Source organism: Exiguobacterium sibiricum 7-3 (genome assembly GCF_000620865.1).
Taxonomy (GTDB): domain Bacteria; phylum Bacillota; class Bacilli; order Exiguobacteriales; family Exiguobacteriaceae; genus Exiguobacterium_A; species Exiguobacterium_A sibiricum_A.
This window is the reverse complement of the sequence record NZ_KK211190.1, coordinates 2,461,414-2,480,732: the sequence shown is the minus strand read 5'-3', so window position 1 is coordinate 2,480,732 and position 19,319 is coordinate 2,461,414. Positions and strand designations below refer to the sequence as shown.

23 protein-coding genes and 1 riboswitch are annotated in these 19,319 nt (G+C 43.5%); of the genes, 16 read left to right on the top strand and 7 right to left on the bottom strand.

Annotated features, from left to right (window positions below; genetic code table 11):
• Nucleotides 1-49 precede the first annotated feature (49 nt).
• Complete coding sequence (locus P402_RS0113880; RefSeq protein ID WP_026829231.1) at nucleotides 50-457, bottom strand: VOC family protein; 408 nt, start codon at nucleotides 455-457, stop codon at nucleotides 50-52.
• A 257-nt stretch (nucleotides 458-714) separates the two neighbouring features.
• Between P402_RS0113880 and P402_RS0113875 the strand changes: the two genes are divergently transcribed.
• The 7 genes from P402_RS0113875 to P402_RS0113845 all read left to right on the top strand — a co-directional run bounded on the left by P402_RS0113875 (nucleotide 715) and on the right by P402_RS0113845 (nucleotide 7,133).
• Nucleotides 715-2,157: a murein hydrolase activator EnvC family protein gene (locus P402_RS0113875; protein ID WP_026829230.1), complete on the top strand. Its 1,443-nt coding sequence runs from the start codon at nucleotides 715-717 to the stop codon at nucleotides 2,155-2,157.
• A 207-nt stretch (nucleotides 2,158-2,364) separates the two neighbouring features.
• The gene (locus tag P402_RS0113870; RefSeq protein WP_026829229.1) at nucleotides 2,365-3,642 is read left to right on the top strand and encodes a murein hydrolase activator EnvC family protein; all 1,278 of its coding nucleotides are present in this window, start codon (nucleotides 2,365-2,367) and stop codon (nucleotides 3,640-3,642) included.
• 60 nt (nucleotides 3,643-3,702) lie between these two features.
• Nucleotides 3,703-3,813: riboswitch (TPP riboswitch) on the top strand.
• Between the two features lie 117 nt (nucleotides 3,814-3,930).
• Nucleotides 3,931-4,740, top strand: a complete 810-nt coding sequence (gene thiD / locus P402_RS0113865; RefSeq protein ID WP_026829228.1) for a bifunctional hydroxymethylpyrimidine kinase/phosphomethylpyrimidine kinase — start codon at nucleotides 3,931-3,933, stop codon at nucleotides 4,738-4,740.
• Nucleotides 4,721-5,491, top strand: a complete 771-nt coding sequence (gene thiM / locus P402_RS0113860; protein ID WP_026829227.1) for a hydroxyethylthiazole kinase — start codon at nucleotides 4,721-4,723, stop codon at nucleotides 5,489-5,491. Before thiD ends, thiM begins: the two co-directional genes overlap by 20 nt.
• Entirely contained in the window at nucleotides 5,481-6,119 is a 639-nt protein-coding gene (gene thiE / locus P402_RS0113855; protein ID WP_026829226.1) for a thiamine phosphate synthase, read from the top strand. The genes thiM and thiE overlap by 11 nt, the downstream gene beginning before the upstream one ends.
• 14 nt (nucleotides 6,120-6,133) lie before the next feature.
• On the top strand, nucleotides 6,134-6,577 hold the full coding sequence (locus P402_RS0113850; protein WP_247858163.1) for a hypothetical protein: 444 nt from the start codon (nucleotides 6,134-6,136) through the stop codon (nucleotides 6,575-6,577).
• A 166-nt stretch (nucleotides 6,578-6,743) separates the two neighbouring features.
• Nucleotides 6,744-7,133, top strand: a complete 390-nt coding sequence (locus tag P402_RS0113845; RefSeq protein WP_235188888.1) for an ArsR/SmtB family transcription factor — start codon at nucleotides 6,744-6,746, stop codon at nucleotides 7,131-7,133.
• A gap of 34 nt (nucleotides 7,134-7,167) precedes the next feature.
• On the opposite strand, the gene P402_RS0113840 is transcribed toward P402_RS0113845, so the two are convergent.
• A complete protein-coding gene (locus P402_RS0113840; RefSeq protein ID WP_026829223.1) occupies nucleotides 7,168-7,812 on the bottom strand; it encodes a CHASE3 domain-containing protein in 645 nt (214 codons plus the stop codon).
• A 160-nt stretch (nucleotides 7,813-7,972) separates the two neighbouring features.
• On the bottom strand, nucleotides 7,973-8,842 hold the full coding sequence (locus tag P402_RS0113835) for a YitT family protein (protein WP_026829222.1): 870 nt from the start codon (nucleotides 8,840-8,842) through the stop codon (nucleotides 7,973-7,975).
• A gap of 138 nt (nucleotides 8,843-8,980) precedes the next feature.
• Between P402_RS0113835 and P402_RS0113830 the strand changes: the two genes are divergently transcribed.
• Together P402_RS0113830 and P402_RS0113825 are read left to right on the top strand one after the other, a co-directional pair.
• The gene (locus tag P402_RS0113830; RefSeq protein WP_026829221.1) at nucleotides 8,981-9,589 is read left to right on the top strand and encodes a hypothetical protein; all 609 of its coding nucleotides are present in this window, start codon (nucleotides 8,981-8,983) and stop codon (nucleotides 9,587-9,589) included.
• 183 nt (nucleotides 9,590-9,772) lie between these two features.
• Complete coding sequence (locus tag P402_RS0113825; protein ID WP_026829220.1) at nucleotides 9,773-10,609, top strand: formate/nitrite transporter family protein; 837 nt, start codon at nucleotides 9,773-9,775, stop codon at nucleotides 10,607-10,609.
• Nucleotides 10,610-10,703: 94 nt separating this feature from the next.
• On the opposite strand, the gene P402_RS0113820 is transcribed toward P402_RS0113825, so the two are convergent.
• Nucleotides 10,704-11,123 carry a DUF1232 domain-containing protein gene (locus tag P402_RS0113820; RefSeq protein ID WP_235188887.1) on the bottom strand — a complete coding sequence of 140 codons (420 nt, stop codon included), beginning with the start codon at nucleotides 11,121-11,123 and terminating at the stop codon, nucleotides 10,704-10,706.
• A 98-nt stretch (nucleotides 11,124-11,221) separates the two neighbouring features.
• Here P402_RS0113820 and P402_RS0113815 point away from each other — a divergent pair, with 98 nt between their 5' ends.
• Entirely contained in the window at nucleotides 11,222-12,445 is a 1,224-nt protein-coding gene (locus P402_RS0113815; RefSeq protein WP_026829218.1) for an aminopeptidase, read from the top strand.
• A gap of 93 nt (nucleotides 12,446-12,538) precedes the next feature.
• Here P402_RS0113815 and murB read toward each other — a convergent pair whose 3' ends face one another.
• Nucleotides 12,539-13,453 carry a UDP-N-acetylmuramate dehydrogenase gene (gene murB, locus P402_RS0113810; RefSeq protein WP_026829217.1) on the bottom strand — a complete coding sequence of 305 codons (915 nt, stop codon included), beginning with the start codon at nucleotides 13,451-13,453 and terminating at the stop codon, nucleotides 12,539-12,541.
• Between the two features lie 262 nt (nucleotides 13,454-13,715).
• Between murB and P402_RS0113805 the strand changes: the two genes are divergently transcribed.
• The 4 genes from P402_RS0113805 (at nucleotide 13,716) to P402_RS0113790 (ending at nucleotide 16,195) form a co-directional block, all read left to right on the top strand.
• The gene (locus P402_RS0113805) at nucleotides 13,716-14,231 is read left to right on the top strand and encodes a GNAT family N-acetyltransferase (RefSeq protein WP_026829216.1); all 516 of its coding nucleotides are present in this window, start codon (nucleotides 13,716-13,718) and stop codon (nucleotides 14,229-14,231) included.
• Between the two features lie 31 nt (nucleotides 14,232-14,262).
• Nucleotides 14,263-14,730, top strand: coding sequence for a GNAT family N-acetyltransferase (locus P402_RS0113800; RefSeq protein ID WP_026829215.1), 468 nt, complete (start codon nucleotides 14,263-14,265; stop codon nucleotides 14,728-14,730).
• A 56-nt stretch (nucleotides 14,731-14,786) separates the two neighbouring features.
• Nucleotides 14,787-15,146: a hypothetical protein gene (locus P402_RS0113795; protein ID WP_026829214.1), complete on the top strand. Its 360-nt coding sequence runs from the start codon at nucleotides 14,787-14,789 to the stop codon at nucleotides 15,144-15,146.
• Between the two features lie 116 nt (nucleotides 15,147-15,262).
• Complete coding sequence (locus P402_RS0113790; protein ID WP_026829213.1) at nucleotides 15,263-16,195, top strand: hypothetical protein; 933 nt, start codon at nucleotides 15,263-15,265, stop codon at nucleotides 16,193-16,195.
• On the opposite strand, the gene P402_RS0113785 is transcribed toward P402_RS0113790, so the two are convergent.
• Complete coding sequence (locus P402_RS0113785) at nucleotides 16,184-17,026, bottom strand: GNAT family N-acetyltransferase (RefSeq protein ID WP_026829212.1); 843 nt, start codon at nucleotides 17,024-17,026, stop codon at nucleotides 16,184-16,186. The genes P402_RS0113790 and P402_RS0113785 overlap by 12 nt on opposite strands.
• A gap of 108 nt (nucleotides 17,027-17,134) precedes the next feature.
• On the opposite strand from P402_RS0113785, the gene P402_RS0113780 reads away from it, so the two are divergent.
• Nucleotides 17,135-17,398 carry a hypothetical protein gene (locus P402_RS0113780; RefSeq protein ID WP_026829211.1) on the top strand — a complete coding sequence of 88 codons (264 nt, stop codon included), beginning with the start codon at nucleotides 17,135-17,137 and terminating at the stop codon, nucleotides 17,396-17,398.
• A gap of 69 nt (nucleotides 17,399-17,467) precedes the next feature.
• Here the strand turns inward: P402_RS0113780 and P402_RS0113775 are convergent, their stop codons facing one another.
• Nucleotides 17,468-18,379 carry a hypothetical protein gene (locus P402_RS0113775; protein WP_026829210.1) on the bottom strand — a complete coding sequence of 304 codons (912 nt, stop codon included), beginning with the start codon at nucleotides 18,377-18,379 and terminating at the stop codon, nucleotides 17,468-17,470.
• Nucleotides 18,380-18,565: 186 nt separating this feature from the next.
• Between P402_RS0113775 and nfsA the strand changes: the two genes are divergently transcribed.
• Nucleotides 18,566-19,312, top strand: coding sequence for an oxygen-insensitive NADPH nitroreductase (gene nfsA, locus P402_RS0113770; RefSeq protein ID WP_026829209.1), 747 nt, complete (start codon nucleotides 18,566-18,568; stop codon nucleotides 19,310-19,312).
• Nucleotides 19,313-19,319: the final 7 nt, after the last annotated feature.

Sequence of the window (19,319 nt, the reverse complement as noted above, 5' to 3'; positions counted from 1 at the left end):
GTGAAAACGAGCGCACGTTGACTTTCAAGTCAATGTACGCTCGTTTTTTTTAGTTCTCCGGATAATCACAGAGTTCTGTGATGACGCCATGTGAATGCCTAGGATCCATATAGATCAATCGGCGGCCGAGCGGAGTTTGACGGTACGTATCTTCTAAAAATGTAATGCCCCGTTCTTTTGCTTCTAAAATGGCTTGATCTAAATCATCGACACGATAAGCAATATGGTGAACACCTTTTCCCCTTTGTTTTAAAAAACGGGCAATCGGACTTTCCGGGCTTGTTGGAGTCAACAATTCAATATGCGCATCTTCAAATTCGATGACAGCAATATTAGAAGCAACCCCGGGTGTCGGGTTACTATACTCGCGGATTAATGTTCCTCCCAAAATAGTCGTATAGAATGTGATCGCTTCCTGCATATCCCGAACAGCGATGCCAGTATGGTCCAAATGCATAAACAGTTCCTCCTTTACTTCGATAGTCATAGTGTGTCAAACTCTTTCCCAACAAGCAATGTAGAAGGTTCGATTGGAATGTCCGCATAGAGGCGAAAAGAGAACTTATCAAAAATGACATCTTCCTGAAATATAATAGAGGGAAAATGAATGCTATAATCAAAAACGTTCTTATAATTTTTAAAAAGTATTATTAAATTTAAATATCATCATTTAATTACTTAATATAAACCACACAGAAAAAGAGGGAATACTACATGAAAAAAACGTTCGCGTCGCTCATCGTTTCTGCACTTATTCTTTCATCGACTCCTCATTTCGTAGCAGCAGATGATTTAAGTGAACAAAAAGCTAAAAACGAACAAAAACAACAAGAAAATGCCAACACTCAAAAAAACTTAGAATCGTCTGTTAATCAAGAAGGACAAAAAATTTCGAAAACACAGCAAGAAGTGAATCGTCTAGACGAAGCATTAAACGAAAAAATGTTTGCAGTTGAAACAAAAGATCGTCAAATTAAAGCAACTGAAGCTGAAATCGTTGAGCTTGGGAAACAGATTGAAAAGTATAAAGCAAAATTAAAGCGTCAAGAAAAACTTCTCGGAGACCGCCTTCGTGTCATGCAAGAAAATGATGGGAACTCTATTAAATGGGAAGAAGTCATCTTTGGTTCAAAAGATGTCGGAGATCTTGTCAGCCGTGTGTTAGCCGGGAAATCAATCTCGCAACAAGATGATAAAATGATTACCGACTACCAAAATACACAAAAAAAATTAGCAGCTGCGCAACAGGAATTAAAAGATAAAAAAGCAAAACTTGTGACGGAGAAACAAGAATTAAAACGTCAGCAAGCAGAACTTGAGCAACAACTGAAAGAACGAAACAAACGTTTAAAAGAACTCCGGAAACAAAAAAAGAAATTTGAAACACAATTGATGGATGCAAAAGAAGTACAACAGATTTTGATTGCACAAGAACGTGCGATTGCAGCCGAAAAGGCAGCACGCGAACGTGAAGCACGTATCGAAAAAGAGCGTCAAGCACAAGCGGCACGTGAAGCGAAAGCACGTGCAGAAGCACAAGCAGCACAAGCGGCAGCGGCGCAACAAGCAGCAGCTGAACAGCAGGCGGCAGAAGCGGCTGCAGCTAAAGCAGCAGCAAAAGCGGAACAAAAGTCGTCAGCACCTGCGACGTCAACGAAACAATCTGCACCATCTGTGACTGTGCCAAAAGCAGCACCTGCACCAACACCGGAACCGGCAGCACCAACGCCTGCTCCATCATCTTCTTCTCTGTTTATTCACCCAACAAGTGGATCAATCACACAAGGATATGGTTCAGCAAGTGGCTCAAATGGTTACTCTTTCCACAATGGGATTGATTTCGGTGCTCCAGTCGGTACTCCGATTGTTGCAGCAGCAACAGGAACAGTGATTACTGCATCAAGCGGTGGTCCGTACGGTAATCATGTCATGATTGCACACCAATTAAATGGAAAAACATATACAACGGTTTACGCGCATATGAGTTCATTAAATGCACATGCTGGACAACGTGTCAGTCAAGGACAACAAATCGGTGCCCTTGGCAGCACAGGGAATTCAACAGGCCCGCACTTACACTTTGAAATTCATGTAGGTGGTTACAGCTACAGTGCTTCAGGACCAGCGAATTCTGTAAATCCAATGTCGATGTTATAATTACGGAAAAAGCGATTGCTGCGGCAATCGCTTTTTTGTGTGTCTTGATAAAAACAAAAAATGTTATATTACGAAAAAACGCTTTCACTTGAAACATAAATGAAATTTTACTGAAACTATTACGGTGCTATAATCAATCTCAGGCAGAAATACTTTGAATTAAATACTTTTCAAATAAGAAATCATACATAAGCGAGGAAACCAGACATGTTAAAAAAATTGCTTGCAACAGTATTGTTAGGGGTGTTACTTGTATCCACTGCACCGACTTCTAGTCATGCTGCAACGATTAAAGAAAAGAAATCTCAAAACGCGACAGAGCAGCGCCGGTTGGAAAAAGCCATCAAAAAACAAGAAGCTAAAATATCAGTGGAACAACGCGAAATCAATAAAATTGATGCGGCCATCAACGAAAATATTTTTCGGATTTCGGAAAAAAACAAACAAATTGAACAATTAAATCTTCAAATCAAAGATCTTGAAGCGGAAATCGCCCGTTATGAAATCATGCTTACCCGGCAAGAAGAGTTGCTCGGAGACCGCTTACGTGTCCTTCAAGAAAATGATGGGAATTCTATAAAATGGGAAGAAGTCATTTTTGGTTCAAAAAACTTGGGTGATTTATTTAGCCGTGTCATGGCCGGGAAAAAAATTGCCGAGCAAGACGATAAAATGATTTCTGCTTATTTGGAAACACAAGAAAAGCTAGCAGAAATGAAAAAAAATCTTATTGCTAAAAAAGAAGAGCGTGTTCAAGAAAAAGAATCATTGCTTGTCCAAAAGAAACAGTTAAAACAACAGATGAAAGAACGGAGTGCAACCCTGAAAAAATTACGTAAAGGGAAAACAAAGTTCACGACGAAACTGTTGAATGCAAAAGAATTACAAGCGACTTTAGAGGCTCAAGAAAGAGCGATTGCGGCAGCAAAAGCTGCAGCGAAAGCAGCGGCAGAAAAAGCGGCTGCCGAAAAAGCAGCGGCTGAGCGTGCGGCAAAAGAGGCGGCAAAATCAACGCGTGAATCAAGCGAAGCAACGGTTCTTCCGACTCCTGTCAGCAGTGTGCCGACAGGATCAGCGAAGTTCATTCGTCCAGCTTCAGGTGGTGTTTCACAAGGGTTTGGACCGGCGAGTGGGGCAAACGGATATACTTTCCATAATGGTGTCGACTTCAGTGGACCCGTCGGATCACCGATTCGAGCAGCGGCTTCCGGAACAGTCATTACGGCCGGGAGCGGCGGACCTTATGGAAATCACGTCATGATTTCGCATTTCCTTGACGGTCAGGTGTACACAACAGTGTACGGTCATATGAATTCGTTATCAGTTTCTGCAGGTCAAACGGTAACTCAAGGTCAAACACTTGGTACTCTCGGCAGTACCGGAAATTCGACAGGACCGCACCTACACTTTGAACTGCATATCGGTGGATACCAATATAGTGCGACAGGACCAGCCAACACGGTCAATCCACTTGGATATCTTTAAAAACGAGCTTCGGCTCGTTTTTTTGATAGTGCTGTGATACAGTGAAAAAGAATTTAAATTACGAGCAACTAGGGGAGCTGGAGGAGTCCGGCTGAGAGGAAAACCATTCTGTTTTCGACCCTGTCACCTGAACTGGATAATACCAGCGTAGGAAAGTTGAGATCGAAGACATGAGTACTTCAATCAGTAGAACTGATTGTTCATGGCGTCGTCTGCTTTTTTACAGCGGACGGCGCTTTTTGTTGTCCGTTTTCTCCTTATTTGCTCACAGGAAAGTGAGGAAGTGGAATGAAACATGTATTGACGATTGCTGGATCCGACTCTGGAGGCGGAGCGGGAATTCAGGCAGATTTAAAGACGTTTTCAGCACTCGGTGTATACGGAATGAGTGTCATCACGGCGATTACGGCACAAAATACGTTAGGTGTTCAAGCGGTCGAAGATGTATCCCCAGAGCTCGTGGAAGCACAGTTGACATCCATCTTTTCAGATATCCGTGTCGATGCGATTAAGATCGGAATGGTTTCCAATCAAGACACGATCCAAGTGATTGCAAGACAACTGGAAAAACATCAGCTTCCGGTTGTTCTCGACCCCGTCATGGTCGCGAAAGGTGGTCACGGCTTGTTACAACCGAATGCAGAACATGCATTGCTCGAACAGCTTTTACCGCTTTCGACGCTTGTAACCCCTAATATTCCTGAAATCGAGCGGATGATTGGCCAAACGGTTCACTCCCTTGATGATATGAAACAAGCGACGGTAAAACTGGCTGAAAAACGAGCAAGAGCTATTTTGCTCAAGGGCGGACATTTGGAGGGACACGACGCCACCGATCTTTTATATGCGGACGGACGATATGTCGTCTTTGAACAAGAGCGGATAGAGACCCGTCATACCCATGGAACAGGCTGTACGCTATCTGCTGCTATCGCAGCTCATCTTGCCCTCGGTCATTCACTGGAAGACAGCATCAGTCATGCAAAACGTTATGTGACGGAAGCCATTCGTCACGGTTTTGCGCTCGGACACGGTATTGGTCCGACACATCATTTTCATGAACTTTGGAGGGATACACATGCTACGACGCATCCATGATAAAAAACCGTTGATTCATCATTTAACGAATACCGTAACGATCAATGACTGTGCCAATATGACACTTGCCCTTGGCGGATCTCCTGTTATGGCAGATGACCTGTTGGAAGTGGAAGAGATGGTCGGGCATGCAGATGCTATCGTGATTAATACTGGGACGATTAATCCAGACATGCGCCAAGCCCAAATTTTAGCAGGGAAAACGGCTAATCGATTGGGTAAACCGGTCATTCTGGATCCGGTTGGCGCAGGAGCGACGGCATTAAGAACGGATTTTATGAAGCAATTGATGGAGGAAATCACCTTTACGGTCATCAAAGGAAATGCATCTGAAATCAAGACATTACTTGGACAGACCGCTCGAACGAAAGGAGTCGACGCTGCTGAAGGAGAATCCCTGGATTTTCAAAGTATCCATGATTTTGCATCCCAAACGAAACAAGTCATCGTCGTAACAGGACCGATTGATTTTGTGACGGATGGAGATCGTCAACATTATCTGGATGTTGGTACGAAACGTCTTGGTCAAGTGACGGGAACAGGATGTATGACCGCTTCTTTGATTGCGACGTTTTTAGGAGCCGGATACGATCGTTTTGAGGCTGCAGTATTTGGGACATATGCTATGGGGAAAGCAGGGGAGTCGGCTGAGGATTATCCTGGTATCGGGAGTTTTCGGACCGGGTTGTTCGATGCAGTGAGCTTGATGACGGAAGAAAATTTGCCGGAGGTGCAGACAAATGGACAGTGAATATTTAATTTACGCAGTGACTGATCGACGTTTGCATCCGCATCTTTCCTTGGCGGACGCCGTCGAAGCATCGATTAAAGGAGGCGCAACGATTGTTCAATTACGGGAAAAAGATAGTTCGGGCAAGGCTTTTCTGGAATCAGCCATTGCGTTGAAAGATATTACCGCACGTTACGACATTCCGCTCATTATTAATGATCGGATTGATATCGCTTTATTGGTCGATGCCGGTTTGCATATCGGTCAAGATGATATTCCTTTAACTGAAGCGCGTCGTTTGTTACCGGAAGCGACGATTGGTGTTTCCGTTTCAACAGTGGAACAAGCTGTTGCGGCAGAACGGGAAGGCGCAGATTATTTAGGGGTCGGTTCACTCTTTCCGACAGCGACGAAACAAGATGCAACATTCATGGCGCGAGCGACGTTAGAAGAGATTCGTAAAGCCGTTCACATCCCGTTGGTTGGAATCGGTGGGATTACCGAAACGAACATTTCAACACTTAGTTCACTAGTGGACGGATATGCTGTGGTTTCAGCTTTATTTGCAAGTGAAGACATTCAACGAACGACGAAAAAGTTTAAGCAGACCGTGAAACAAGTGCGTCAGAGCGTCTCCGACAGGGTATAGTTCACTTAGAGGTGATGGTCGTGAAATGGCAGTCTGTTCGATTTCGAGGACGTTGGATTCGGTATAAAATCGAACCACAAATCATTCGAGTCGATAATCGCGGGAAATATCATTTAGGTGCAGTGCTATTTCCTTTCCCGAATCGTTATTCGTATCAACTAGCTGTGTTATTAAAGAATAAATACCGACAACAGTATAAACGTTCCTTGCTCATTCAAACGAGCTCAATCGCAACTGAAATCTGGGGGCACACACATCTAGATATTTTTTACCGGATGATGCTGTTTCTTCCGCTACCCCATTTTTTACGGAAGCGCTATAAAGAGCGCTTGAAAAGTACGGGCATTATTGATATCGGTGTGCGTGCCGTCGATTCAAACCGTATCGTATGGGATATCGGAAACTTTTTAGGTGGCTGGTTCTTTTACGCAATCTCAAGACGAAACCGTGATAAATGAAAATGTGCTTCAAATAGGAATCGTCTAATGAAAAAGTCTGCTTCCCGGTCTGGACGACGGGAAACAGACTTTTTTGAACTGTTGCTTTTCAGTTAAAAAGTTCAGATCAGTCAGTCACCTGAGTCCTGAAGTGATTTCCTTGCAATTCATTTGAAACGATGGTGGAATGAAAGGGAAAGAGGTGATGACGGTGGATGCACCACGTTGTGAAACGATTGCCATTGATCAAGTACGTGCAGAAGAAATTGAAGAAATCGTCGATACGATTCCGACGACAGACATTGGAAAGTTGTTCAAAGTCCTGTCAGATGCCACGCGTTTACGAATTGCTTACGCCTTGACGGTGGAAGAGGAGCTTTGTGTCTGTGATGTCTCGGCTTCGGTGGATTGTTCGATTGCAACAGCTTCTCACCATCTCCGTACCTTGTTGAAACAAGGACTGGTGAAATATAGAAAAGAAGGTAAGGTCGTCTATTATTCGCTGGACGATCATCACGTATCGTCGCTCGTTCATCTAGCAATGGAACATGTAAACGAAGGTAAGGCGTCCTCTTGAGTTTACTGAACAACAAAACAAACACGTAACGTCCTTACGGGCGATACGTGTTTGTTTTGTTTTCGGAAAGCGGTTTAGACCGGTGAAATAAGATGATGGTCGTTGCAATCAACAAAAAAGCTAAAATAGATAGGCTGAAGCACATTCGTTTATATTCTGCCGTCATTTCAGTGGCCAATTCTAGTTTTTGTTCAAGATCACGATATAATTTTTCTTTAATTTGTGACAAGTCTTCAAGAATCGTTTGGGTGGTTTGGGTCGTTTGTTTAGCTAATTTTTTAGCCCGTTGCGGATGATCTGTTTCATAGACGGTAAAAACTTCTTGAATCTCTTCCTCCCAGGCATTATTACGCAACAGTAAATCTTTAACCGCACCAGGTGTCTGATTGGAGGAATTTAATAAACGCCGTAAATCATGAACTTTAGAAGTAGAAAAGTAATATTGTTCAATGTAACGGTCATCTTCATATAACAACAGGCCGCGAACAGCATTCGCCCGGTCACGATTATGTTCGATCAGTTGATCTACTTGTTTAATCATTGGAATATCTTGTCTATGCATCTCTTCAGTCAATTTGGAAATCGTTCGATACCCACTTAAAGCATACAGAAGTGGAATCGAGGCAAACAGACTGACGATCAGGATGAGGGTGATACGGTGCCGCCATAGTTGATTCATACAATCCATCCTTTTTTACAAAACGTAATGTCATTAGCTTAACCACTATTTCCCAAAAAGTGAAGGATTCTTCAAAAAATGTGGAACATTTTCTTTGATTTTGCGTATTATACACAAAAAACCGCTACAACGAGTGCAGCGGTAACAACGTTTTAGACAGTTAAAAAGAATAGGAGTGTTCTTTGTAGTTCCCGAAGACCGTATGAATCTCAGAAAACGTGACAAAAGCGTTGGATTCGACGGAGGAAACAATTTCTTGGAGTTTAAGAATTTCATTATTCTGTACGACGACATAGACCATCTTTTTCGTCCGCTTCGAATAACCGCCGCGCGCATCGAGAATCGTTACACCGCGTCCTAATTCTTTTGTGATTACTTCATTGATTTCATCGGCTTTTTCACAAATGATGATACATTGTTTAGAAGCGGAATAAAAACTATACACGGTCTGAAGTGCTTTCGCCCGAACGAAACTCATGATCAACGCATACATGACATGTTTCAAATCAAATACGAACCAGACGAGTACATAGATGACTAAATCCTGCATTAAAAAAATACGTGGAAGCGGCCAGTTGTGGAAGCGGGCATAAAAGAATTTTCCAAGGATATCGAGACCGCCAGTCGAGGCACCGCCAAAGAAGATCAAAGCCATCGCCAAACCAGAGACAAGTCCGGCAAAAATGGAAGCGACGAGTGGATCATTTAAAGATTCAGGAACGATTTGGGTCGGAATCCAGTCAATTAAAAACGATGAAGCCAAGACGATGAGACCGGATAAAAACATAAAGCGTTTTCTTAAAAAACGAAATCCAAGTAAAAAAAGTGGAATGTTCAAGACCAGTTGTGTCAAACCGATTGGTGTGTGGAATAATTCTTGTGCGATAAGTGTGATTCCCATGATTCCGCCGGATCCGATATCATTCGGCGATAAGAGAAGACTGATGTACAACGAGTACAGCAATGTTCCAATTAAGAGGAAACCGATTTTCTCTGTACGTTTTTTCTTTGCGGGCTGTTTAGTTTTCATTGTGATTGATGAGTAATCTCATGCTCCTCCTCCATAAAGTATCTGCCTGCAAGAGTACGCTGATATGAGGATTAATTCAACCCCCGATTTGAAAAAAGAACAATAAGATCACCTGGTTTTGAGAAAGGAGAGCGTTTTTTGAAAAAAATCATACTGTTCATTTTGTGTATTGGAATCGGTCTGTCGGCAGGTTCGTGGGTCGTCTGGAACCAACAGCAACCGCCGGAAGAAGAGAGTTTTAAAGATGGTCATGTGATTGCACGTCATGTCGGGACATCGGTTGCCAATACGGCTGCGATTGAAGAGTTAGTCAAACAGTTGCCGTTTTCCGAGGCATTGACTGGTGTATCAGTGGATGGTACGACGGTGAAGATGACATACGAACCTACTGAAAAAGGGCAGGCGGATTGGACGGGTAGTAATGGAAAGGCAATCCAATACGGCAACGCCGCTTTTTTGGAAAGCCGTTTATCCAAGTTGATCATGCATCAGACACTAGCACTTTTTTTGAGTGTATCCGACTTATCCGAACTTCAAATTCATTACAGGGATTCGTTTTCTGAAGTCACGTTTGATATGGACAGACAACGGATTGAAGACTATACACCACGGGATATCGAACGTGCCAGTTCTTCCGCAAATCGGTTTAATCGCGTCGTTGTCGAAGACTATGTACTTGTAGATTCCAGGCGGACAGTATTTTTTGAAAAGTTCCAAGAATCGTTGCAAATCCTTCCTGAAAAGTAGTTGTATACACCAAGAAAAAGCACTTTTCACAAACTTGACACATTGGTATCGTTTACATCCTGTTCTTTTAATAAAACGCTAAATAGTGTCTATTCATGACTTGAACATCTTATAAGATGGAAGTATGATAATAAATGAACAGACATTGTGAATTGTTGAACAAAAGAAAGCGGGGTTTCTACAATGAATGAAGTAGAAGCATTAGAAGGATTACGAAAAAAAGCTGTCAAATCGACACAAATGCTACGGATGCGTCCGCTAGAATATTTGGTTCGAGCAATGTTAGCAGGAGTTTTTATTGGTTTTGCCATCATATTTACACTTAAAGCAATCAACGGTTTATATTTAAATGAATCACCGGTTACGACACTCGTCGGTGGATTGACGTTTGGTGTCGCGCTCGTCTTGATCGTGTACGGCGGTGCAGAATTATTTACCGGAAATACGATGTATTTCACGACGTCGACAATGCGTGGCTTCACTTCGAAGATGGATACGTTTAAAGTATGGACGCTGTGTTTCATCGGAAACGGTCTCGGCGGACTTGCCTTTGCCTTACTTTTCTCACAAACAGGGATTATCCAGGAACTCGGAATGGAAAACTGGTTGTTTGCTGTTTCTGAGACGAAAATCCATCATACGACATGGGAAATCTTTACACGAGCCATCTTCTGTAACTGGATGGTCTGTCTGGCAATTTTCATTCCGAAAAACATGAAAAATGAACTCGCACAAATCATGATGATGATGATTTTGGTCGCTGTGTTCTTTGCTTCTGGTTTTGACCACGTTATTGCCAACATGGCATTGTTCTCACTTGCTTTAGTCGTCCCGCATCCGGAAGCGATTTCCTTTGCCGGTGCGATCCATAACCTGGTTCCGGCATTGTTGGGGAACATTATCGGTGGAGCACTATTCATGGGAATGGTCTACACATGGCTCAATAAATCGAAGCTCGAAGTAGATCAATCGAACGAACAGGCAGCAACAATCAACATCGCTTCAAAACAAAAAGCGTAAAAAACGTTAAGTTCGACGGCTTGAAGATAGAAAAAGAAGGGTCCGGTTTTCAACGGATCCTTCTTTTTTTGATGTCTGCTATTATTTCATGTTGTCATTCGAGATGTTGAAAACGATCGACATCCGCGGCCAGTTCTTCATAAATGGCCTCGACGATTTGAGCATCATCGAACAGTCCTAAAATATTTTCATCAGGTAAAGCGTCAACCGGAGACGTGAAGTAAAGAACAGCGGTCAATAAAAGTTGCTCCTGTTCCGGTTGCATTTCGAAACGTTTGTTGTACAAAGCGCGTAACATGTCGAGCAACTGTTTGAGTTGGAAATAAAGAACAAGTTCTGCTTCGCGTTCGATATCCGAGCCGTCCTCAGAGGCAAGATCTGTCGTTAATCGGGCTAATCCGAGTTCTCCTTGGATCAATAAGTCTTCTTGTGCTTTCGCATTTCCGACAGCGGTTAACGCTTGTCGGTGGAAATAGGTATAAGCGGATTTAAAATCTCCTGGTGTAAATTCCATCATCAACACTCCTTCTGTATCTCTAGTTTCGCCTTATTTCTTGCAAAATTGCAACTATTTCGTGAAAATAAGAGTAATAGTTGAAAGGGGATTACATAATGCCGACTCAAGAACAATTAAAAAAGTATGCTGCACTTGCCGTACGTACAGGAATCAACCTGCAAGCCGGTCAACAACTCGAAATTCGGGCAGGGATTGAAAATGCACCGTTAGTCCGTGAAATCACACGCGTTGCTTACGAAGTGGGAGCTTCGAATGTCTACGTTCAATGGTCAGATGACGAAATGACGAAAATCCGTTACTTCGACGCACCGGAAGATTCATTTGATGCGTTCCCAGAATGGTTAAAAGCCCGTTTTGATCAATTAGCAGAAGAAAAAACAGCTTTCTTGTCAGTTGTCAGTGAAGATCCTGATTTATTGAATGGGGTTGAATCAAGCCGGATTGCGCGAGCGAACAAAGCCGCTGGCGTTGCGTTGGCAAATTGGCGTAAGTTCGTCATGAGCGATAACGTCAGTTGGTGCGTCATTGCAGCGCCTTCAGATGCCTGGGCGGCAAAGGTATTCCCAGACTCGGAACGCGCTGTAGAAGACCTGTGGGAAGCCATATTAAAAGCAACACGTGTCGATCAAGACAATCCAGTCACAGCTTGGGAGCAACATGATGCAAACTTGCGGACGAAAGCGACTTTCCTGACAGAAAAAAAATACAATAAGTTGCATTATTCGGCGCCAGGCACAGAACTGACGATTGAATTGCCAGAGCGTCACGTCTGGTTGGGTGGCGGAGGACCAAACGCGGATGGTGTCGACTTCATCGCCAATCTGCCGACGGAAGAAGTATTCACGTTACCGAAGAAAACAGGCGTCAATGGTCATGTTTCAAGTACAAAACCACTCAGCTACAGCGGGAATCTGATTGATGATTTCACGTTATGGTTTGAAGACGGAAAAATCGTCAAAGCTGAAGCGAAACAGGGACAAGCAGCGCTTGACGAACTCATCTCATTAGATGAAGGTGCCCGTTATCTCGGAGAAGTGGCTCTCGTGCCTCATCACTCACCGATTTCAGATTCCGGTATTTTGTTCTATAATACGTTGTTTGACGAGAACGCTTCATGCCACTTAGCGATTGGTCGCGCCTATTCGACTTGTCTTGAAAATGGACCAAGTTTGTCGAATGAAGAATTGGCAGCGCAAGGTGCAAACGATTCAATGACTCACGTCGATTTCATGATTGGTTCAGGTCAGATGTCAATTGACGGAGAGTTGCCTGACGGTACACGAGAACCCTTGATGCGTGACGGAAACTGGGCAATCTAATGCAGAGTTTTTGAGGATAGAAAAAAGGAGCATCCGGACATGGTAATCATGTCGGGGTGCTCTCTTTGTTTGGTTTCATGTGATTAAAAACGATTAAGCTTCTTCCCCGATGATTTTCACTTCCGGCTCCAGTAAGATGCCGAACTTTTCTTGAACGGTTTCCTGCACGTGGCGGATGAGCGAAATGTAGTCGGTGGCCGTTGCGTCTTTGATGTTAACGATGAAACCGGCATGTTTTTGAGAAACTTCTGCACCACCGATTCGTGCCCCTTGTAACCCGCTATCTTGAATTAACTTACCAGCGAAATATCCTTCCGGTCGTTTAAAGACACTCCCGCAAGAAGGGTACTCAAGTGGTTGTTTTGTCTCACGTTTATGTGTCAAATCATCCATCATTTCTTTAATCAGGGCAGGATCGCCTTCTGTTAACGAAAAACGTCCTTCTAAAATGATGTACTCTTTTTTTGAAAAACAGCTCGTCCGGTATCCGAGCTCGAGTTCTTCATGTGAGATATTCAATAATTCACCTTTGCGTGTCAAGACGGTTGCACTGTGGAGACAGTCTTTTACTTCTCCGCCATATGCTCCGGCATTCATGATCAATGCTCCGCCAATCGTTCCGGGGATGCCGCAGGCAAACTCAAGGCCACTTAAAGCATGGTCGTAAGCGATACGTGAAGCGTGGATGATGGCAGCACCGCTTTGAGCAATCAGTTCGTGACCTTCGACCGAAATATCCGTTAATTTTTCAAAAGATAAAACGATCCCGCGGATACCGCCGTCGCGGACGACAAGATTCGAGCCGTTTCCAAGCATCGTCAAGGGGAGGTCATTTTCATACGCGTATCGGACGGCGAATGCAGTTTCTTCATATGTCGACGGGATGAGGAAGAGATCTGCCAATCCACCCATCTTAGTATACGTATGGTTTTTTAAGGGTTCGTTAATCAATACAGCTTCTTTTGCAATACCTTCATATAATCCAGCTAATAATTGCTCAGTCATCATGTCTCAGTCCTTTTTCATAAATTCCATTCAGCCAAAAAAATGCTCAAAATATATTTTACACTAATTCCGTGATTGATGTTTAGCATACTGTTCCCAAAATACAGAGTTGACAGATAAAAAGCAAGCGGTTCCTGAAGAATGTAATCGAATCAACATGTAGATATCGTTTTCTTTTTGTGAAAATGAATGGATTATGAATGAATGAATGTAAAAAAGGGAAAATTAAAGAAAACAGCTTCTATTCGGAAAGAGGGGGATTGAAATGGAGAGTGAACGGCTGGAGATGCGACCGTTTGTGGAAGACGATTTTATTTTTTATAAAACCCTTGTGCAAAATGAACAGGTCATGCGTTATATCAACGGTGGTGTCATGTTGGAAGAAGAAGAGGCGCGAAACTGGTTCGAACGGCAATTCGATCGTTATGAGGATGAACGGCAAACAGGTTTTTTACTGTTGATCAAAAAAGAGACGAATGAACCTGTTGGTTTTGCCGGGCTGGTTTTACAAAAAGTTGATGGAATCGAGGAATTAGAAGTCGGCTACTGGTTGACGCCGATTCATTGGAAGGTCGGATACGGCCGGGAAGCGGCCAAACGATTAATGCGCGAAGCGTTCGAAAGAGGGCATGATCGTCTGATTTCCATCATTCACCCGGAAAATCATTCTTCGCAAAATGTCGCTCGTGCGAATGGGTTACAATGGGAGAAAGATACGATGTATAACGGGGTTCCGGTCGTCATCTATTCTTGCCGGTTATCCCGGCTGTTCAGAGGTTGATTTTTCGAAAGTACAGAGGAGCGGATCAGGTATGTATCAGACAAAGTGGATGGCATTTGATGAGTTGGACGGTGCAAGCTTATATCAATTATTGAAATTAAGAACGGATATATTTGTCGTAGAACAAAACTGTCCGTATCCAGAACTCGATAATCGTGACCAGGAGGCACTGCATGGTCTCGCGTACGACGGTCAACATTTGATTGGTTGTCTGCGCATCTTGCCGAGAAAGCTGTCAGGCGCAGTCGCAATCGGTCGGGTGGCGGTACAAACCGGTTACCGGTCAAACGGTATCGCAAGAAAACTCTTAAACGAAGCGATTGTTCACATTCAAGGACAGGGTGAAGCATTGATTGACCTTCAGGCTCAGGCACACTTAAAACAATTTTACGGTTCATTTGGTTTTAAGGAAATGTCGGACGTATATTTAGAGGACGGGATTCCCCATTTGGACATGCAGATGAACTTGGAGGAAGTTTCAAAAAGACTTCAGGAATAGGACGGACGAACCGATGAAGAGAGCAGGAAGAACTTTGTCTGGAGGTGAGTCAGTCATTGAGAAAAGTACTGGTCATTCTCGCGTTAAGTTTGATTGGCGTATTGGCGTTTGCTGTAGGAATTTCCTACGCTGAACTTCAAAGTAGCCAACGCAGTGCAGAAGAACAGTTGGCGAAGGTGTTACAAACGCAACACGACATCGATAAAACGTCACTACTCGAAGTAAAGGCCTCTTTTTCAATTCAACATCGTCAAGTGATTAAAGTACGTTTACGCGGTGAGCCGGCTATTACTTATGAATTCATTCAGCCTAAACAACAGATCGAATACAGCGGTTCAGTCGGAACCAGTGTTGAAAAAACCGGAAAACAGGATGAAGCATTCCGGAATTCCCATCTGCAGGTAAGTAAAAAATGAAAAATCTTGGGCGCTTCCTTTTCTTTAGAAGCGCCCAAGATTTTTTTTGAGTCTTTCAAGAAGATTCAATATTGCGTACACTACGAAGAGAGACATCATGCAGGAGGACACTGATTATGAAAAGATTTGTTAAAAACGAAGCAATCGCTCCAGCGCTGAATGCTTTTCTTACACTTGAGAGTGAGACCTTTCAGACATACAATCAACTACTGACAGGACAAGAGCGGCAAGCCTTGAATTTTATCGGACGAGCTGTTGCGCTGCAATCAGATAAACACCTGACTTTAGCCCTTGAGACGGAACAGCCGCTGATTGAGGTGGATCGCCTGTTGATGAAATTGACAGAAAGCGGCCAGGGAGCGCCACTATTTCAACAGTTACTTGCGAATGGATTGGATCTGAATCAAATCGTGACAGTGGAAGGTCACCGGTCACTTGTCAGGCAGCCGTTATCTTTCCCTGTAGGTCTATATACCGTCTATGATCCTGTCTTATTTCAACTTGCAGTCGATTCAGGGGTGGACCTGGATTACACAACGGTGTTGCAACGAAGTGACCGTTTTCTCGAAACGGATGAAATCAATACACTGGACATCGTGTTATTGTTGACGCACGAACAAGCACTGGATGAACAGAGTCTTTCTTTGTTTAAGCATCCTGCGACAGTCGGCTTGGCGGAACGTCTTCAACGTGCAAAGTTCGACAGTGTACGATCAATTGTTAATCATACCCGTTACGAAGTAGCATTTCGGTATGCCAAACATTTTCCGCTCTTTTATGCGATTGTCGGTCGCCAGATTGAACAATTCCCGAAAATGTTAGAAGATGTTTTGATGGAACCAAATCAGCAAGAAATCGTAAAAGATGCACTGTTGGCATTCCATAATCATCAGCCGGGTCTTGCGGCAAGCATGGGAACGGATTATTACGAAAGTTTATTTGTTATCGGCAACCAATTAAAACAGCAGGCAGGCGTTGATTTTAAGACGCTGGATAATCAGTATGTACTCAATGAATACTTGGAAATCGTTCAACGGTTACGTGACTAACGAAACCGGTTCACAAGAATAACGGTGCCAATTCGAAAAAATTTGAATATCACAAAAAGCAGTCGGTTGATAGAGACGAAGAGCTTCTTGATGTGTGGAACAACAATAGACTTCAAAAGATAAGATATTTTTCTTGTGTAACTTCATTTGGAAGGTATCTAAAATCCGGCGACCGTAGCCTTGGTTTTTTAATTGGGGCAAACATGCGATTTCCAAAAGGCGGACGACTTGTTTATGCTGTTCCATTAAAATTGTTCCGACAATCGTTTTCTTGTCGTAGACGAGATAAGGCAAGACACCTTGATCGATTAAATAGTCGAGATAGACAGTATCGTAAGGGAAAAGAAATTCAGAATAACGGATGGCTTCGTTACGGATCGTTAAGAACAGATGGCGATTACGTGAGGAGAGAGGTTTGAACTGGACGGAGGCAGGCCGATCGTGTGTCAGACCAATCAGTCGGAACTGTTCACTGGAAAAACAGTAACCTAAAGCGTTCCAGGTCGTGACAAAACCAAAGTCGTAAGGCGGTATGATTTGGACGTCGATGTGACGGGGCGAAAACGAAAGTGCCTCGGAATGGACATAGTGTGCGAGGCGCTGGAATGCCTGTAAATCGGTATAGGAAGCATTTAAGAGCTGAACACAATGTTCAAAAACATGAAATCCGAGCGTAGCCTGCACACACTCTTCATTCCAAATCGTCCATTGCCGGTGTTCGGTCGGCGGATAGGAAAATGACGAAGGGGGAGACGGATTGGTTCGGAGTAAACGATGGACCAAACGGCGTTGTGGGTGAGATAACTGATCATACGATAAAATGTTCAACACGTGCACGTCCTTTCAGAAAAATGAAAGCCAGTACGTGAATTATAACAAATTAATGGTATATAAATGGTTTTTATTGAAATTAAAGGTAAATAATTAGGCGGTGATGAGATGGCGAAACTGCTGATGGCGTTAGGTCTTTTTTGGATCTTGATCGGCATGAATCCTGTTCAAGCACAGGAAATCGAAAAAAAAGATGCAACAGTCCGGGAATCCACTACGTACGGCAGCTATGGGACGATGGATGAGATTATCACGGATCAAAAAGAGCCGACCTATGATGGGTTCGACTCACCGAATGACATGGCTTTTTTATTCGCCTGCATTGCTTTACTTGCAACAGTCGGATTAGGAATCGTGAATGCTACAGATTAAAGGAAAAAGACGATAGGTTCTCGGGGCTTGCCGAAGAACGTTTCGTCTTTTTTAATGGATTTTTTTACTTTAAAAATGAATGTGTTTCCGTCGCCCGACCCGTTCGATTCGGTCATGTTCGTCATTTAATCCGGCTTGTTCAAGCAAATCCAGATAATACCGGAAGGGTGTCGAACGATGTGAAAAATAAGGGATATATTCCGTAAACAGCATTGCTTCAGCACGTTCGAGTTCGCGTAAGGCGATTAAGGCATGCAGTTCAGCAAAACGTATCTCTTGATATAACACGAGAACATCCGCGTCAATCCGGACTTTCATCTGGAGTTTCTTCGCATGTGTGTTCAGCAATGCGACATAGGATTCCCGTTCACTCACATTCGTGCAATGTGTGAGGACGGCGAGGAAGAGGTCACTTCGCTCCGTGTCGACATCGATGGGCACCTTGACGGCGGTATAGATGGCACGTTGCATCCAAGACTGGTCTGATGCATCAAGTTTGTAATAACCGACCAGTTCTTCGAACAATTCCACTTGCGTGACTTTAATCAGCCGGAAGGGATCATTACTTAAGAAAAGCGGTTCTTCTCCAGCAGCTGAGGAGAGTAAAAAAAAGAATTCCTCAAAAGCAACCCGTGTTCCATTTTTTCGACCGATATAATGCCGTAAGTGTTTTAGCAGGCGTTTCGCAGTCACATACCAGTTTTTTTGTTCGCGTATGGAGACGAGCTCATTTGGCTCCAAATAGTGTAAATCATAAGCAAGTTGGATGAATTGTTCCGTTTGCTCGATGGTTTGTTCAACGGTCGGTTGGTCGTGTTCTTTTTGTAGTCCTTTATACTTAGCAAACTGGGATAACATCAAATCAAGGTCTTTTTCTTCGATGACTTGTTTGGGAAGCTGGCGATAGATTTCTACGATGATGTCGCGAAGGGTCGTATCGCCATATTGTTCAAGTAAAAGACGGAGCTTACGAATTCTCATGATCGCCCTCCTTCGCCAAAAAGACACAACATTAGTTTTATCCTTTTCCCGATTTTTTTAAGAAGTAACCGACAGTGGGCGGAAATAACAGACGATTGTTTGTGAACATGGATATCTAACATTTGCACTTACTTAAATGTTTGCCTATCGTTAAGAGAATCATTAACCAAAAGGGAGCGATTATTCATGAATGAAACAATCGAACAGTTACTTAACCACCGGTCTATCCGTAAATTCAAGCCCCATCAATTAAATCAAGAGACAATTGAGACGCTCGTTCGTTCTGCGCAGTCGGCTTCTACATCTTCTTATCAGCAGGCCTATGCCATCATCGGCGTCGAAGACGAAGGGCTGAAACAACAGTTAGTAGACGTGGCGAGCGGTCAATCATATGTCGCGGAGAACAGTTACTTTTTCGTTTTTTGTATCGATTATCATAAACATATCCTGGCAGCAGAAATTGCATCCGGTTCCGTCGAGCGGACGGTCGAAACGACGGAAGCGTTGATTGTCGGCGCGGTCGATGCCGGTTTAGCTGCTCAAAACCTAGTCATTGCAGCAGAATCATTAGGATACGGGACCGTCTACATCGGTTCGCTACGAAATGATGCGGTCAAAGTGAGTGAACTGCTTGCGTTGCCGAACCACGTCGTTCCATTATTTGGAGTCGCAGTAGGAATTCCCGATCAACAGCCGGGGAAAAAACCCCGCCTTCCGATGGATGCGGTCTTCCACCGGAATACGTATACTAATGACGACACGATGCGCCAATTGTTGTCACAGTATGAGAATGAAACGTCTGCGTACTACGGAGAACGGACGGATGGACGCCGGACGGAAGGCTGGGTCTATCAGATGGCTGCTTCGATGAAGGAGCCGAAACGGACGTATATGCGTGACTTTTTACAGGAAAAACATTTAGCTCGAGATTGATACGGAG